This is a genomic window from Streptococcus australis (assembly GCF_040226615.1).
GTDB classification, from domain to species: domain Bacteria; phylum Bacillota; class Bacilli; order Lactobacillales; family Streptococcaceae; genus Streptococcus; species Streptococcus australis_E.
The window spans coordinates 40,341-53,501 of record NZ_JBCOAT010000012.1 but is presented as its reverse complement, the minus strand read 5'-3'; the positions used below and the strand labels follow the sequence as shown (position 1 = coordinate 53,501).

General features: G+C 42.2%; 11 protein-coding genes and 3 pseudogenes. 4 read left to right on the top strand and 10 right to left on the bottom strand.

All coding sequences use genetic code 11. From position 1 onward, the window contains the following. Positions 1-221: 221 nt before the first annotated feature. The 5 genes and pseudogenes from ABT997_RS09495 to ABT997_RS09475 all read right to left on the bottom strand — a co-directional run. Positions 222-2,285: a heavy metal translocating P-type ATPase gene (locus ABT997_RS09495; RefSeq protein WP_002893754.1), complete on the bottom strand. Its 2,064-nt coding sequence runs from the start codon at positions 2,283-2,285 to the stop codon at positions 222-224. Between the two features lies 1 nt (position 2,286). Further along, positions 2,287-2,565 (bottom strand): DUF6110 family protein, encoded by a 279-nt coding sequence (locus ABT997_RS09490; RefSeq protein ID WP_002893755.1) that lies wholly within the window; start codon positions 2,563-2,565, stop codon positions 2,287-2,289. Positions 2,566-2,745: 180 nt separating this feature from the next. Beyond that, a pseudogene (locus ABT997_RS09485) lies at positions 2,746-3,336 on the bottom strand (IS256 family transposase); the annotation flags it as partial. Positions 3,337-3,484: 148 nt separating this feature from the next. Beyond that, positions 3,485-3,818 (bottom strand): annotated as a pseudogene (locus ABT997_RS09480) (diacylglycerol/lipid kinase family protein); the annotation flags it as partial. A gap of 3 nt (positions 3,819-3,821) precedes the next feature. Beyond that, a pseudogene (locus ABT997_RS09475) lies at positions 3,822-3,965 on the bottom strand (IS982 family transposase); the annotation flags it as partial. 350 nt (positions 3,966-4,315) lie between these two features. Between ABT997_RS09475 and ABT997_RS09470 the strand changes: the two are divergent. Continuing rightward, positions 4,316-4,924: a DUF1269 domain-containing protein gene (locus ABT997_RS09470; RefSeq protein ID WP_350019233.1), complete on the top strand. Its 609-nt coding sequence runs from the start codon at positions 4,316-4,318 to the stop codon at positions 4,922-4,924. Positions 4,925-5,168: 244 nt separating this feature from the next. Further along, positions 5,169-5,390 (top strand): tyrosine-type recombinase/integrase, encoded by a 222-nt coding sequence (locus ABT997_RS09465; protein ID WP_002893762.1) that lies wholly within the window; start codon positions 5,169-5,171, stop codon positions 5,388-5,390. A gap of 109 nt (positions 5,391-5,499) precedes the next feature. Here the strand turns inward: ABT997_RS09465 and rpsI are convergent, their stop codons facing one another. The 5 genes from rpsI to rlmB form a co-directional block, all read right to left on the bottom strand. Next, positions 5,500-5,892, bottom strand: coding sequence for a 30S ribosomal protein S9 (rpsI, locus tag ABT997_RS09460; protein ID WP_000075973.1), 393 nt, complete (start codon positions 5,890-5,892; stop codon positions 5,500-5,502). A gap of 18 nt (positions 5,893-5,910) precedes the next feature. Beyond that, positions 5,911-6,357, bottom strand: a complete 447-nt coding sequence (gene rplM / locus ABT997_RS09455; RefSeq protein WP_002876943.1) for a 50S ribosomal protein L13 — start codon at positions 6,355-6,357, stop codon at positions 5,911-5,913. Positions 6,358-6,510: 153 nt separating this feature from the next. Next, positions 6,511-7,374: a DegV family protein gene (locus ABT997_RS09450; protein ID WP_155125085.1), complete on the bottom strand. Its 864-nt coding sequence runs from the start codon at positions 7,372-7,374 to the stop codon at positions 6,511-6,513. Further along, a complete protein-coding gene (locus tag ABT997_RS09445; RefSeq protein WP_006595602.1) occupies positions 7,371-7,886 on the bottom strand; it encodes an NYN domain-containing protein in 516 nt (171 codons plus the stop codon). The genes ABT997_RS09450 and ABT997_RS09445 overlap by 4 nt, the downstream gene beginning before the upstream one ends. A gap of 30 nt (positions 7,887-7,916) precedes the next feature. Continuing rightward, complete coding sequence (gene rlmB / locus ABT997_RS09440) at positions 7,917-8,645, bottom strand: 23S rRNA (guanosine(2251)-2'-O)-methyltransferase RlmB (RefSeq protein ID WP_155125084.1); 729 nt, start codon at positions 8,643-8,645, stop codon at positions 7,917-7,919. Positions 8,646-8,749: 104 nt separating this feature from the next. Between rlmB and ABT997_RS09435 the strand changes: the two genes are divergently transcribed. Together ABT997_RS09435 and ABT997_RS09430 are read left to right on the top strand one after the other, a co-directional pair. After that, positions 8,750-9,715 carry an aromatic acid exporter family protein gene (locus ABT997_RS09435; RefSeq protein ID WP_155125083.1) on the top strand — a complete coding sequence of 322 codons (966 nt, stop codon included), beginning with the start codon at positions 8,750-8,752 and terminating at the stop codon, positions 9,713-9,715. Positions 9,716-9,885: 170 nt separating this feature from the next. Further along, positions 9,886-13,137 carry an LPXTG-anchored zinc carboxypeptidase gene (locus ABT997_RS09430; protein ID WP_155125082.1) on the top strand — a complete coding sequence of 1,084 codons (3,252 nt, stop codon included), beginning with the start codon at positions 9,886-9,888 and terminating at the stop codon, positions 13,135-13,137. Positions 13,138-13,161 lie beyond the last annotated feature (24 nt).

Here is a 13,161-nt window from a genome sequence, read left to right as displayed (position 1 = left end):
AATAATTGCATGTCAATATTTGTATTGTGAAACTAGTTTCAGAAATATATAGTCTTAAAGTATGTCCACTGCCAATGGTTTTTTCAATATTTAAAAGGAGAGAACCAATTTGGTCCTCTCCAGGGTATAATTTTCCACCAACCCACTACAGTTGACAAAGAGCCGTTATTCTCAAATGAGACAACTCCTTTTAGTTTTTATAACCTCAGCTTCTCGGTCTCTTACCTACTTTTAATAGAAAGACTACGAAGGACGATTCTTAAAGTAGTCAGATTGTGCAATATCGAAAGATTAGATGGGCTTAACCAATTTAACAACCCAAATCCAATTAAACTTCCATTTATTACAACTGTTTCTTGAATATTTCTTTGAATTAATTTCTGCAACGATTCAGATAAAGAATTCAATTCCTCGAAGAAATCTAAACGATTATCTAATAATAAAATATCACTCATCTGCTTAGAAATATCAGCACTTTCATTCATCACAACCCCAATATCTGCAAGCGTCAAGGCAGCAGAGTCGTTTAACCCGTCTCCAACCATCAAAATAGTTCGGCCAGCTTTCTGTAATTCCTGAACCAACTGAAACTTACCATCTGGTTTTAAATCAGTATAAACGTTGTCAAATGGCAGATCTTTAACCAACTCTTCTGTTCTAGCCAACGTATCACCAGTTGCCAGAATCAGTTTTTTCCCTTGGCGCTTTAGCTTTTTCAATGCAACTTTCGCCTCGCTTCTCAAGGGAGTGTGGATACAAAACATCCCAATTAATTCTTTCTTATAAGCCAAAAACAATAAATTGTAATGAGTCTTATATTGCTCAATCAAGGCCAGCTGCTCAGAACTAATTCTTACCTGTTCGTCTTGCATTAGTACATAATTTCCAATGACAACCGATTGACCATCAATTTGCGATTTAATCCCTTTGCTTGCAACATACTGAAGCTTGCCATGCATTTCTTCGTGTTCAATGCCTTCAATTTCAGCTTGTTTAACAATTGCATTGGCAATAGGATGATAGATATGTTCCTCCAAACATGCACTTATTCTTAAAATATCTTTCTCAGTATAATCTCCGAAAGGAAGAACCTTTTCAACCAAAGGATAACTCGTCGTGATGGTACCCGTTTTATCAAACAAGAAAGTATCCACTTCCAGATATTTTTCTAATACATCACCATCTTTAATAACCATTTCTCGATTTAGACCTTCCTTTATGGCCGTAAGGTAGGCTACAGGTGTGGATATTTTTAGAGCACATGAAAAATCCACCAATAAAAAGGAAATGGCTTTTGAAAACGAACCTGTTAACAGATAAGTCAAACCAGCACCTAAGAAGTTATATTTTACAACCTTGTCTGCCATCCTAATAAAATGACGTTGTTTTGTCTTCTTACTCTCTTCAGATTTTTTCATCAGATTGATGAGTTGCAAAATACGACTGTTTATCTGATTATCAGTCACACGAATTCTTAACTCTCCTGTTTCCAAAACAGTATTCGCACATACAGAATCTCCCTCTTTCTTTTCAACAGGGAAGCTCTCTCCAGTCAAGGAACTCTCATTGACCATGCCTAATCCTGAAACCACTTGGCCGTCAAACAAGATTTCATTACCTTGGGAGACAACTAATACATCACCTACTTGAACATCAGAACTCTTGATGCTGATGACCATGTCTCCCCGCACTAAGAAAACATCACTTTCTTTAGCAAGAAGGCTTTGTTCCAAATCTGTTGCTGTTTTTTTTAAAGACCACTGATCCAGATGATTACCCAAATCAAGCATAAACATGATGTTGCTAGCTGTCTTGGATTGGTTCATAAACAAGGACAACAAAATGGCCGAACAGTCCAAGACCTCCATGGTTAGTTCCTTGCGCGCTAAAGTTTGATAGGCTTCTTTGACATAACCCAAAGCCTGATAACAAGTCCAAATATAACGAATAGGGTAGGGTACAAAACTTCGAAACAGCAAACGCTTAATCGCTGCACCCGATACAATTGAATAAGCACTCTCTTCTCTACGAATGGGAAGAGTCATCAAGTCCGAAACTTTCCCCTTGTCAATTTTTTTTAAAAAGGCCTCTGCATTTTCTAATACAGAGAAGCCTTCTTTCATACGTAGAGTAAAGTGCTGCTGATCCATATAAAACTGAATAGAGTCGATCCCTTTTTCATCTTTAGCCAAGGAACGAAGATAATCTTGAATATCCAAGGTCAGTGAAAACGAGGACGATAATCGGATATGTTGATATCCTCTGTGTAGCACTTTAAAAGACATATTATTCACCTGTCAGGCTATCTAATTGTTCTTCTTTCTTTTCCTGTTCGTATAAATATTTAGCGTCTTGTAAAACATCATCACCGTGTTGTTTTACAACAGAAACAGATGCATCCAGTCCATCTTTCAATTTGTAAGCTTTAGCCAAGGCCTTAGAATAGCCTTTCTTAGCTTCTTTACTTGCTAAGACTTTCAAGCCAAGCGTCCCAAATGCTACCCCTCCTAAGAAGAGAGATGATTTTTTCGCAACTTTTGCGACGTTTAATACTTCTTTTAACATGTTTATTTCCTCCTTGTAACTATTGTAGCGAAAAATGACAGCAAAAGCAATTGCTGATATCTGATATATAGATAAAATTCTCTATACTGATATTTAATTATATTATGATGAAAACAATATACTTTATTTTTTGATACTGTAAATAATTATGTGTAAACACTTAAGTAGAGTTACGGAGTGTTAATTAAATAAGCTTTCAAGTGTATCAGAACATTGACCAAACCCTTTATGGATTCGTTGACTTTGCTTGAAATTATAATCTTCAAACAACGTAACTAAGTAACGTTCCAGAGCCTCCTCATTAGGAAAAAGAACCTTCTTTTTCGTTTGATGTTTGATTTCTTTGTTAAGAGACTCAATGAGGTTTGTCGAATACATGCTGTGCCAAATCTGGTAGGGAAACTGATAAAAAGTTAAAAGATTATCCGTCTTCTCCAGACTTTCCATGACTTTCCTATACTTTGGTTTCCATTCGGCGAGAAAGTCCTCTAAAGCTTGTCCTGCCATTTCTAAATTTTCAGCACGATAAATCATTCTAAATTGCCCCAGAATAACCGCTCTATCTGCTCGTTTCACTTTACTAGCTAGATTTCGACTAATATGAATTAAGCAACATTGTTGTTTAGCTAATGGGTGAGCCTGACTGATAATCTGCTCAAGCCCCTTAAAGCCATCTGTAACTACAAGAGAAATCTGTTGGATTCCTTGGTTTTGAAGCTTGTCTAACAGGGTGGACCAAGAAGCATTGTTTTCTTGAGGCAACTGTGCATAGCATATCTCTATGCGACTAAAGTCGCTAGAGCTATCCTAATTGCGCACCGCCAGTTCTCATAGAAAAAAACACCTTGCAAGATGCAAAGTGTTTTCGTTTGTATTCTGCTGTCCAGCAACGAATTAACGTTTAGAGAACTGGCTAGCTTTACGAGCCTTTTTCAAGCCTGTTTTCTAGTATTTTTATATCTATTGGCAGATTATCCGACTTATCCCCATCAACATCTGACTCTAACTCAACCTCTGAAGAAATCCTAATATTGCGTACTTTGATATATTCGATATTATTGTTACCTACTAGATCCCCTTTTTAATAAATCTGGGATAGCCGATAATTTAGAAATGATGGATGAATCCTTTAAAATCAAGATATTTCCATATTCATCTGTATTTTCATCAAATAGTTTTTTGTCTGCATAGTAATTGGATAGAAGAACTAAGACCTGAGTAGCTTCACCTTCATAATTGCCATTTTTGCTTTCAAAAGGTAATAATTGCTTGTTCATAGCTTGGCGAATCAGTTGCACCAGCCAAATTAATTGTCTTGACCGACGAATAAAGCGACTTCTTTCAAGGATTCGACCATAAGGAAACAGTTGGCAGATTCTATAAAAGTGTCGATGTGATTCGGCACGCTCATCAGACTCGCTACACAGAGCTGGTACATAATATCTGCTATAATTTTCTGGAAGATTTGGTCAAGCGGTCTTTTAGCCGTGTGACAGGCATACAGGAAAAACACTATTTATTTACTTTTTGCACGGGAGGCTTTAAGATGTTGCTGGACGCCTTTCTTGATAATCACTCAGAGTCGCCAGAGTGTCTGGGCTGGGATATGGCAAAGATATACCGCTGCCTGAAACTGTTCTTTGACGCTGATAAACGCGACATATCAATTAAAATGTCGCACTAAAATGATTGAAAAGTGATTGAAACTGTATTATAATGAAAGTATATATTTAGAAAAGAGGTACTAACTATGGAAAACCTAGTAGTTTCAGTCTTTAACACTGAAAGCGAAGCTTATCAGTCCTTTGCGGATTTGAAGGCTTTCCGCCAAACTCAGACGACCAAGGTTGCTCAAATCGCCTTGGTCAAAAATGAAAACGGTCACATCGTTGAAAAAGAACGCTATGACTTTGAAGATTCAACGACGGATGCAACCCTAGAAGGTGGCTTGCTCGGTGCAGTTATCGGGCTTTTGGGTGGTCCTATCGGCGTCTTGTTTGGTTATGGTATTGGCAGCCTCTATGGTTTGGCTGCTGGTGATACCGTTGATACGGCAGAAGCTGGCTTGATTGACGTTGTGTCTCAAAAATTGATCGACGGCGAAACAGCCGTTGTCGCCTTGGTGCAAGAAAACAACGAAGCAGTCATCGATGCTTACTTCACCAAGTACGACACCCAAATCGTGCGTTGGGATGTAGCAACCGTCGTAGCCGAAATCGAAGCAGCTCTGCAAGTCCAAGAAGACCTCTACAACCAGGCACGTGCACAAATGAATGCTGAACGTAAAGCCGAACGCAAGGCTAAACTTGAAGAATTCAAGGCAAATGTCAAAGCAAAATTTGACAAATTGAAAGCCTAACGTCTAAGCGTCTCATAAATTTAAATGTGACTGAGACACCATTTAAAATTTATGTGCGTCGGATTCTCACAGTTAAATAATTGCGTTGACAAAGCCGTTACAGCCGTTCTTCCATTCTTTGAAAAGAATGTTTAATAGACAAGAAATCTGGACTAGTATTGGTCTGGATTTTTTTGTGAATATAGAGGTCATAGCTTTTTGACTATGCTTCGTTATAATTAGAAAAATTTTAAGTTTTATCAAGATGAAATCAGTCAGACGAAGACATCCCGAATTAGCACCAGCATCACCACACAAACTAAGACATACTGGTGCTACTCTTGCTAAACAAGCAGGTGTTTCTCTTGAAGCCTTCTCAGAAGCTCTTACTCATAGTGATAAAGAGATTACAAAAACTTACGTTAATATCAAAGATAAAGTCAATCAGACTGTAGGTGATATTGCTTTTCGTAGTTTAAAAAATTGATGGGGTGAATATGGGGTGAATTTTGGGGTGAACTTTGATTTTTTGAAACAAAAAAGACATCCAAGAAATAATTCTTGAATGTCTGTAAACGTTGATATAATCGTATTGATTAACGTTTTGAGAATTGTGATGCTTTACGAGCTTTCTTAAGACCTGGTTTCTTACGTTCAACTTTACGTGAGTCACGTGTAAGAAGTCCTGCGCGTTTCAATGAATCGCGGAAGTCTGGGTCTACTTGAAGAAGGGCACGAGCGATACCGTGACGGATAGCTCCTGATTGACCAGCGTATCCACCACCTACAACGTTAACGAAAACGTCGTATGAACCTACAGTTGAAGTAACTGCGAATGGTTGGTTGATGACCAAACGAAGGTCAGCGTGTGGGATGTACTCTTCAACATCTTTTTTGTTAACAGTGATTTTACCAGTTCCTGGAACAAGGCGAACGCGTGCAACAGCGTTTTTACGACGTCCAGTACCTGCATATTGTGCTTGTGACATACTTTATTGTTCCTTTCCTTAGATAAGTCCTGAAATATCAAGAACTTCTGGTTGTTGTGCAGCGTGAGTGTGCTCAGCTCCAACGAATACTTTCAATTTCATACCTTGAGCGCGGCCAAGAGTATTGTGTGGAAGCATACCTTTAACTGATTTCTCGATTAAACGAACTGCATTTTTAGAACGAAGTTCACCAGCAGAGATTGATTTCAATCCACCTGGGTGGTTTGAGTGAGTGTAGTAGATCTTATCAGTTGCTTTTTTACCAGTCAATTTAACTTTTTCAGCATTGATAACGATTACGAAGTCACCTGTATCAGTGTGTGGTGTGAATGTTGGTTTGTTTTTTCCGCGGAGCACGCTAGCAACAACTGCTGAAAGGCGTCCAAGAGGTACATCAGTTGCGTCAACAACGTACCATTTGCGTTCTACTTGGCCTGGTTTAGCCATGAATGTAGTTTTGTTCATGATTTCTCCTATTATGAATATCGTTTTTGTTTACAGGGCGGATGTTCCGGTCCGCGAGTTATTTGAAAGGTTCCGGGGCCTTACAAATGGGGTAAACAATACCGCCTACTATTGTATCAAATTTTTCAAATAAAAGTCAACCGATTTGAAAAATTATTTGCGATTTTCTTTTCCTATGACAAAGCCGATGAGAGAATTAGGACCAACGTGGGCAGCAATGACGGGACCTAGTGGCATAATCAAGACTTGGGAGATAGCTGGATTCTCCAACAATTGTGCCTTGAGTTCTTCTGCTCCTGCTAGATCATCCGTGTAAGAAACCAAAGCTGTACTGTGGCCGATATCTTCCTGGATAAGTGAGAGCATTTCCCTCATGGCTTTTTTACGTCCACGAATTTTGGCTATAGGGGCTAACTTGCCTTCTTCATCAATCCAAAGAAGGGGCTTAATGTTCACCAAACTTCCGACGATAGCTGAACTCTTAGAAAGTCGTCCCCCGCGCATCAGATGGTAGAGATCATCCACCAAGAAATAGGTCCGCAACTTAGGAGCCACTTCCATCAGTTCTTCCTTAACTTGATCCAAACTCTTACCTGCATCACGCGCCTCAACTGCTAGCATAGACAAGTACCCTTCTCCAATCCCCGCAGCCTTTGGATCGATGATTTCGATCACAGCTTCTGGGTAGTCTTCAAGGACCAAGTCTCTTGCCATGACCGCACTCTGGTAGGTCCCTGACAAGACTGAAGAAAAGGCGATATAAAGGAGATTTTCCTTTCGTTGAGCATAACCTTTGAAAATCTCTTGGAATTGCCCAACATTGACCTGACTGGTCGTTGGTTTAGCACCTTTTTGCATCTCTGCTAATAATTGGGGGCTGGTGAGTTTGTCTGGACCCACTGTCTCATAATGAGCCCCATCGATTTGGATTGACAAACCGACGATCTCTACATCATGCTCCTGTGCCCATCTTTCATCTAAATCTGCAGTTGAATCTGTTAAAATTTTAAAGGTCATTTACTTGCTCCCATCTCTTTTTGTAGTTGACGTAGGCCCTCTTGGTCAAAAGGCCGTATCGGTGGTTTTTGATCGTTGACGGCTCCTCGCGCCTGGTTCAAGTCGGCCTTGACAACGGCAACTCTCTTCTCCAGCTCCCGCGCCGAAACACGAAGTGCTCCTTGAGCAAAGACCGTCCATTGCTCATTCAAGTCACTCGTCGCGACTGATACTTGATGAAGGGGTGTATTGAGCTCTGCTGCCAGACGTTCAATGTAGTCATCGGCGGTCTCCTCCTCCGCTGTGAAGACCACTTGGACCTGAAATTCTTCATAGGTCTGGCGAATCCCTGGCATGTATTGGGCATCAAAGACACAAATTACGCGAATGCCTTCAAAGCTGGCATAGTGGCTCAGCTTCTCTAGGAGGATCGTTCGTGCAGCATCCAGCTCACTCTTCTTAAAGAGTTGGCGGGTCTCCTGCCAGAAGGCAATCATGTTGTAGCCGTCCACTAACAAAATCTTTTCTTTCATCGGTTGCCTCCTTACTACGATTTTCCTCTACTATAGTTTGTTGCGAAAGACCTCATACATAAGGATCGCTGCTGCGACACTAGCATTCAGACTTTGGACATGGCCCTGCATCGGAATCGTAATCATTTCATCCACTTGCTTTTTAATATTGGTCGAAATGCCCTTGCCTTCGTTTCCAATGATGAGGGCTAGCTTCCCACTGGTATTCCATTTGTGAGAAGGCGTCCCGTTCATATCGGTTCCAAAAATCCAAAAACCTGCTTCTTTGAGCTTATCCAGGGTTTGGCTAAGGTTGGTCACCCGAGCAATGGGGACATGTTCCACTGCTCCAGTTGAGGTCTTGGCGACAATTGGGGTCACCCCAACAGCACGGTGCTTGGGAATGATGACTCCCGCTACCTGAGTAGCATCGGCTGTTCGGAGAATGGATCCTAAGTTATGCGGATCGGTCAAACCATCCAAAATCAAAAGCAGGGGATTGTCTTGATTAGCAACCTGGGTCAAGATCTCATTCAAGTCCGTATAGGCAAATTCCGAAACCCGCAAGACAAAACCTTGGTGGACAGCCCCTTCTGTCATCTCTTGCAAGGTCTTCTTAGGAGTCCAAGAAATGGACACCTTTTTATCTGCTGCCAGATCCTTGATTTTTTCTACATTTTTTCCACGCAAATCGTCCTGGATATACAATTTATTTCCTGTATTTGCGATCAGTGCTTCTGTGACGGCATGAACACCGTAAACAATATCGTTTTTTTCCATGAAACTAGTATAACACAATTGCCATATCTGGTGAAACATTTGGAGTAGCCCAGTTTGCTTGTGGTATAATAAAACTAGTTTAGAAAAAGGAAAGAATCCGCATTATGCCACTTATTCACCGAACCATCAAGATGGTCCTCGCCACCTGTTTGGCCATCTTGCTTGCAGAGTTTTTAGGTCTGACCTACGCCACCTCTGCGGGGATCATTGCCATCCTCAGCATTACCGATACCCGTCGAAGTACAGCTAGATTAGCCTACAACCGCTTTATGTCCATGCTTCTCGCCCTATTCCTTGGCAGCTTAGCCTTTCAGATTCTCAGCTACAATCTCTGGGCCCTTGGTTTTTATCTAGCCACTTATGTTCCCCTCGCTTTTCTACAAGGCTGGGAAATCGGCATCACACCAAGCTCTGTCCTGGTTACCCATCTCCTGCTAGAAAAATCCACTTCTATAGCTTTATTGGGAAATGAGGTTACCATTTTCCTGATTGGAACCAGCTTTGCTCTCCTTGCCAATCTCTATATGCCTTCTCGACAGGAAGAAATTGATCGCTATCACGAAATTGTCGAGGAGCAACTCAAAAAGATTCTTTACCGTTTTGCAGAATTTCTCGGAAAAGGAGATGGGAGCAACGATGCCAGCTTGATTCGTGAGCTAGATACCATTTTAAAAGAAGCACTCGATCTAGTGTATCTAGACCATTCCAACCACCTCTTCCACCAGACCAACTACCATATCCACTATTTTGAGATGCGAAAGCGTCAAAATAATATCCTGCGAGACATGGCCAACAACGTCAATAACTGTCAATTAGCCGCGAGCGAGAGTCTTATTTTGGCCCAACTCTTTGCAAAAACAGCCAGCCAGCTCAGTCAGGAAAATCCAGCTCAATTCCTGCTTGATGAAATCAATCGCTATCTAGCAGTCTTTCGTGAACGGCCTCTCCCTCGATTTCGTCAAGAATTTGAAACCCGAGCGACCCTTTTGCAACTCCTCCGAGACCTTGAAACCTTCATTTCCATCAAGGTGGAATTCTATCAAAATTACCAGGAGGAACTGCAAGCATAAGGTCTTCTTCAGATACATCAAATAAGAGACTGGGAAGTTTTTCCCAGCTTTTTCTTTGCTATTAATCTGGAATGAATTTTAATCAGAAAAACCTTCTTATATATTGAAAGCGCTGCCATAAAGTGTTATGATAGGGGTGCATACATGCAAAGAACAAAGGAGGTCTCTTTATGCATTCTTCTTATAAAAAGCGTTTGTACACAAACGTACTCAGTATCTCTACCGCGGTCCTCTTAGCCTTCCTCGCACAAGGTCAAGTTGCTGCGGACACTGTTGAACCAGCTAGTCCTGCCGCACCTGTCGAAAACGTCCTCAAGCCAGAGGAGGCTAGTGCTAGTCCAGTTACTGGATCAGAAGTGGCAAGTCCTAACTCAGCAACAGAAGTTGCACCAAGCCCTGTGGAAGCAAGTCCTAGCTCAGCTAGCGCAGTAGCAAGCTCGTCTACCGCTTCAAACACTGCTAGTCCTACGACCAAAGTAGAAGCCCCTGTAACAGAGCGAGCAGCAAACGCAGATCCTGCCATCAGCCTTAGTGACAGCCCTGTTTACATGTCTGAAAAGGGAACGCTAACGGATACCGTCAAGGATCAAGCTCAGGCTGTTGGAAAGATCAACTGGACCTTGGACGACAAACCACTGGAAGAATGGAAAACTTGGGATATGGAGACAGGAACTCTTTCCAAAGATCCCTTTATCACAGTTGAAGAGAACAAAAACGGAAACGATTTGGATCTGACCTTTACTGTCAAGGAACTCTTTGGCGAAGATTTAAGCCTTCGGAGCCCTAATAATATCCGTCGGACCTATCGGAACTATATTGGCGAGCATACTTTAGTCGGAACTAGTTCAGATCTTGGGCTGACTATTCGCAAGAATCTAACCTTCCGTCCATATAAAGATTTCCATACCCACGAGGAAATGCTAGCTTCCATTGAGCAGACAAAGGCAGAAGCCAAAACGGACCGTCTAGTTCAGCTTGAAACTCTTGGTAAGAGTGCTCAAGGCCGTGATATGAAGATGGGAATTGTGAGTAAGGACCAAGCAAGTATTGACCACTACCTCTCATCTACCAATCCAACAGCTCTCACAAAACCAAGCGAGATGTTGGCAGCTCTGAAGGACAAGACCTTGGATTACAAACTGCCTGTCCTGGTTCATAATACGCATGCGGATGAACAACCTGGGATTGACATCATCACTGGTCTCTTCCGTACCTTCGCTACAGAAAATCAAGTCACTTTTAAAACGACAGACGAAGCTGGTAACGTCAAGAATGTAACTCTGGACATCCCAACTCTCCTAAACAAATTTATCTTCTTGTTTGACTTCACGGAAAACCCTGATGGGGATGCTCTCAACCTGCGTGCTTTGGCCAATGGACTGGATCCCAATCGCGATGCCAGCTACCAAACAAACCCAGAAGTGCGTACCGTCATCCAAATGATCAACAAGTGGAATCCAATTGCTCTCTATGATATCCATGGATTTGTCAAAGAATTCTTGATTGAGCCTGCAACACCTCCACATGATCCGAACTTTGAATACGACCTCATGTCCAACCTCATGCTAGAAAATGCCCGCCATATGGGCCGCGCAGGAGTTGCCAATTCCAAATACGACAGCTACATCATTCCAAAACTGGATTGGGGAGATGGCTGGGATGATTCCTTCTCTGGTTATACAGGTGTCTATGCTGTCTATCACGGCATCTTGGGCCACACCATTGAAATACCAGAATCCAACCAGGAATCTTATTATGCTGGTCGTAATGCTGTCCTCGGCGGCATTGACTTCCTCAACCAAGATCCAGACAAACTCCTTGAGATGCGGCTCAACTTCTACTTACGTGGTCTCAACAAGATTGAAGATCCAAAAGCAGAAAATGAATTAGTAGGACCAACTGGTGAAGTTGTCGGTCGTCTGAAGAATGGTCGTCCGAAATTCTTCCCTGACTATTATGTTATCCCAATGGGACTCGACAAGGACAATGACGCTCAAGAAGCCTTCAATATGATCGACTACTTCAAACGAAACGGTGTCCTCGTTAAAGAACTCAAAGAAGATACAGGTAACTACAAAAAAGGGGACTTAGTCATTGATATGGCCCAAGCCAAACGGGGCTATGCCAACCATATTCTCTATAAAGGTTCTAATGAATCCGCCTGGGCTGCCATGTATGCGGAACTTCTCGTAAACTTCCCTGATATGAAAGGCTTCAAGGCAGAACCTGTATTCAAGGACGGTCTCTTTGCTGGAAAACTTGGAGAAGTCACAACTACTCGCGCGACTAGAACCTCTGAGATCGATCCAAAGGCACCTTACTACGTCATTGCCAATACATCAGCCAGCGCTGTTCAAGCAGTAAACAAGGCGATTTCCCAAGGCAAATCTGTTTACCTAACAGATGATGGCTACATCGTTGACCGTGATACTTTTGCATCGCTCCTACCAAACTACGCTATCTACGGCGAAGCCCTCTACAAGGTTCCAAACGGTCCAACCTTGAAACCATTGAAGATCTATTCGCCTAATTATCACTACGATTGGACTGGAGTAGACGCACCGGCTCATACTAGTCTGGTTCTTGAAAAATTAGGTTTCCAAATCGTCGACACTCCTGATGAAGCAGATGTTATTGTTCTTGAAAACAATCGCTTCGATGCCTCCATCTTCGGCAAGAAACCAACTCTCGTCATCGGCGGGGAAGCCATGCAGAAACTAGAAAAATTGGGAGTTCTTGCAGGCTTTGATGCTGAAAAACTAAAAGGTGGCAGTGACTACGAAGGCTTGATGAAGGCCATCATCGATGACCAAGATCCACTGACCAGCGGTTACAAGAAGAACGCCCTCTTCTACTCCAACTCAGGAAACTGGATTGAAAAAGTTCCAAGCAACTTCAAAACCTTGATGAGCATCGCTTCAAGCGACTACTACATTGCTGGCTGGTGGCCAAAAAATGAAGTCCTAGCCAATAAGGTCATGGCCATCTCTGGAGAACTTCTTGGCCAACCACTCTTTGTCTATGCCGGAAATCCAACCAATCGCCAACACCCTGTCCACTTCTTCCGCTGGGTAACCAACGCGATCTTTGGCAGCAAGTTGGCTAGCTTGATGGATTACGTTCCAGCTAAAGAACCAGATCAAGTGGTGGTTCCAATTCATAACCAAACAACCACTCCACAGCCAATCTTGGCTAAGAAGGACACTACTAAAGTTCTCCTTCCACAAAAAGAAACCGCAGCTGAAGCTGAGGAAAGCGCACAAACCTTGACCTACCAAGTGGGACAAAGATTCCAAGAAAATCCAGCCAAGGCGCAGTTGCCACAAACTGGAGATCACTCAACCGGACACTTTGTTCTTTCAAGCTTCTTGCTAGCCGTTAGCGGAGGCATGCTCCTCTTGAAAAAGAAAGAAGTGGAATAAGTTCCAGGTTTAGACTTGGATGAT